The following is a 2945-nucleotide window of genomic DNA, read 5'->3' on the forward strand; positions in this document are numbered from 1 at the left end:
GATGTGTATAAGAGACAGTCCGTGTACCTAGGGTCACTGCTCGGTGTTACCAGTGCATGACCGGTCGGTCAAACACCAATGAATCCCTGATTGCGCCGTCCCGCACGCCGACGCGGCCCATACGGGCCCCCGGACCTGCGGGGGACGTACGGACCGCGTCGTGTCGGCCTCTACCGCTCAGTATGTCCTTGTGCGCGGATTCACACGGCGGGGACGGACGCCGGTGTTCCGGACGTCGCCGCCGCGGCCTCGCCGCGACGCTCGACCGCCTGCTGGAAGAGGCGGCCCGCACGGTACGAGGAACGCACCAGCGGACCCGACATGACACCGGAGTAACCGATGGCGTCGGCCTCGTCCTTGAGCTCCACGAACTCGTGCGGCTTCACCCAGCGCTCGACGGGGTGGTGCCTGGGCGAGGGCCGCAGGTACTGCGTGATGGTGATGAGCTCGCACCCCGCGTCGTAGAGGTCCTTCAGCGCCTCGCTGACCTCCTCGCGGGTCTCGCCCATGCCGAGGATCAGGTTCGACTTCGTCACCAGACCGGCCTCACGGGCCCGCATGATCACTTCCAGGGACCGCTCGTAGCGGAAGCCCGGGCGGATCCGCTTGAAGATGCGGGGCACCGTCTCGACGTTGTGGGCGAGCACCTCGGGCCGCGAGGAGAAGACCTCGGCGAGCTGCTCGGGCACCGCGTTGAAGTCGGGGATCAGCAGCTCGACCTTGGTCGCGCCGGCCTCCCGCTCCGCCGTCAGGGCGTGGATCTGGCGGACCGTCTCCGCGTACAGCCAGGCGCCGCCGTCCTCCAGGTCGTCGCGGGCGACGCCGGTGATGGTGGCGTAGTTCAGGTCCATCGTGACGACGGACTCGCCCACGCGGCGCGGCTCGTCACGGTCCAGGGCCTGCGGCTTCCCCGTGTCGATCTGGCAGAAGTCACAGCGCCGGGTGCACTGGTCACCGCCGATGAGGAAGGTGGCCTCGCGGTCCTCCCAGCACTCGAAGATGTTGGGGCAGCCGGCCTCCTGGCACACGGTGTGCAGACCCTCGCTCTTCACGAGCTTCTGCAACCGGTTGTACTCGGGGCCCATCTTCGCCCGGGTCTTGATCCACTCGGGCTTGCGCTCGATGGGGGTCTGGCTGTTCCGGACCTCCAGGCGCAGCATCTTGCGCCCGTCGGGTGCGACAGCGGACACTCCGGCACTCCCCTTTGCTTTCACTGCATTGGATTCTTCGGCGAACACCAGGGTACGCCCGTCGTTAGAACGGTCTTACGTCCGCCCAACCTGTGGCCGAGGGGGCCTATTCCCCGGGGCCCGGTCAGGCGGTGGCGGCGGTCCCCGCGGTCTCGACGGCCCGGGGTGTGGGTGCCGCGTTCTCCAGGACGTTTCGGAGGTGCTTCTCCACGACCGGGAGGACGTCCGCGACCGTGATCTCGCGGCCCAGTTCGTACGCGAGCGAGGTGACGCCCGCGTCCCGGATCCCGCACGGCACGATCCGGTCGAACCAGGTGTTGTCGGGGTTCACGTTGAGGGCGAAGCCGTGCATGGTCACGCCCTTGGCGACCCGGATCCCGATCGCCGCCAGCTTGCGGTCCTCGCGGCGCTGGCCGGCGTTGGACGGCGCGTACTCCGGGCCGTTCAGCCGGGCGTCGAACTCCTCGTCGTGCAGCCGGGGGTCGAAGTCGAGCGACAGCCCGCCCAGGGAAGGGCGCTCCTCGACGGGGTCGCCGAGCACCCAGACCCCGCTGCGGCCCTCGACCCGGGAGGTCTCCACCCCGAAGTCGGCGGCCGTGCGGATCAGGGCCTCCTCCAGCCGCCGTACGTGCGCGACGACGTCGACGGGGCGCGGCAGCTTCTGGATGGGATAGCCGACGAGCTGGCCGGGGCCGTGCCAGGTGATCTTCCCGCCCCGGTCCACGTCGACGACCGGGGTGCCGTCCAGGGGACGCTCGCCGTCGGTCGTGCGCCGGCCCGCCGTGTAGACGGGCGGGTGCTCCAGGAGCAGGCAGGTGTCGGGGACGGTGTCCTCGAACCGGGCGGCGTGCACCTCGCGCTGCATCTGCCAGGCCTCCTGGTAGTCGACCGCATCCCGGCCGAACCCCACACGGACGAACCGCAGCTCACTCACTTCGGGTGCCTCCCTTTCGCGGGTGCCGGGCGGCCGGGCGGTGCCCCGAACCACGTCACCCCGCACTGATTTGCGCCCTGAGCCACTGTACGACCGCCCGGAGGACGGGGGCCCGGCAGGTTCGCCGCCGGTGGCCTCCCCGGGGGCCGATGCCAGTGATCTACGTAACCCTCACACGTTCGGATGAAAGTGGGGCGAGCGCCGGTAGGGGCAGGGGCGGGGCAGTTACATTCGCGCCGTTCCCTTAGGGCCGTCGGCCCGGCCCCGAAGGCAGGAGACCGTACAGCTGATGTCGGAACGACCTCCGCAGCGCACCCCCAACCGGCGGCTCGCTGCGCTCATCGCGGAAGCCGGATTCTCCCACGCGGGCCTCGCCCGACGGGTGGATCAGCTGGGCCTCGAACACGGACTCGACCTGCGGTACGACAAGACCTCGGTGACCCGCTGGCTGCGGGGCCAGCAGCCGCGCGGCACCACCCCCGCCCTGATCGCGGAGGTGTTCACCCGGCGGCTCGGGCGGCGGCTCTCCGCGCAGGACCTCGGCCTGGACGCCTGCGCGCCCGTCTACGCGGGGCTCGAATTCGCGGCCACCCCCGCCGAGGCCGTCGACATCGTGAGCGGCCTCTGGCGGAAGGACTCCGGGAGCCACGCCGAGCTGCGCAAGATCGCCTTCACCCCGGCCGGGCTGGTCGTCCCCAGCAGGGACTGGCTGATCGGACGGGCCGACGAATGGGTCGGACGCGGCGAGCCCGCCGCCTCGGTGGCGGGCGCGGCCGGCTTACCGGGCCCGCGCACGCCGGCCGACGCCCACGGGGCGCGTA

2 protein-coding genes and 1 pseudogene are annotated in these 2945 nt (G+C 70.9%); 1 reads left to right on the plus strand and 2 read right to left on the minus strand.

Annotated features, from left to right (window positions below; genetic code table 11):
- Positions 1-200: 200 nt before the first annotated feature.
- A complete protein-coding gene (lipA, locus tag IH13_RS0114670; protein WP_031084545.1) occupies positions 201-1190 on the minus strand; it encodes a lipoyl synthase in 990 nt (329 codons plus the stop codon).
- Between the two features lie 124 nt (positions 1191-1314).
- Entirely contained in the window at positions 1315-2124 is an 810-nt protein-coding gene (gene lipB, locus IH13_RS0114675; RefSeq protein WP_031084547.1) for a lipoyl(octanoyl) transferase LipB, read from the minus strand.
- Positions 2125-2413: 289 nt separating this feature from the next.
- Between lipB and IH13_RS0114680 the strand changes: the two are divergent.
- Positions 2414-2945 (plus strand): annotated as a pseudogene (locus IH13_RS0114680) (regulator); the annotation flags it as partial.

It is taken from the genome of Streptomyces sp. NRRL WC-3549, assembly GCF_000721935.1.
Lineage (GTDB): Bacteria > Actinomycetota > Actinomycetes > Streptomycetales > Streptomycetaceae > Streptomyces.